Below are 233 nucleotides of genomic sequence, written 5' to 3'. Positions count from 1 at the left end.
CTTCTATGTTATCCAATTCTTACAACTGAACTTAGTGAACTTCAAATTATCGCCCCACATTTAATGATGTTTACTTTTTTTACTACAGACAATTCAATTTATATACATGACTCGAATGTAAATATTATGTTGAGAGGGGCTCAACTAATACTTTTAACGTGTTTTGAAGATAAAAAAGAGAGTTACTTAGAAACGTTTAACCGTTTTGAAATCGAAGCAGATAACTCTGATGC

The 233-nt window shown here is 30.9% G+C and carries 1 protein-coding gene; it reads left to right on the top strand.

The features are described 5' to 3' along the window. Positions 1 to 233, top strand: a 233-nt coding sequence (locus tag AAEY75_RS17250; protein WP_352260409.1) for a hypothetical protein, incomplete at both ends; no start/stop codon positions are given.

It is taken from the genome of Psychrobacter sp. TB55-MNA-CIBAN-0194, from assembly GCF_040309505.1.
Taxonomy (GTDB): Bacteria; Pseudomonadota; Gammaproteobacteria; order Pseudomonadales; family Moraxellaceae; genus Psychrobacter; species Psychrobacter fozii.
This window is presented reverse-complemented; position numbering and strand designations above follow the sequence as displayed.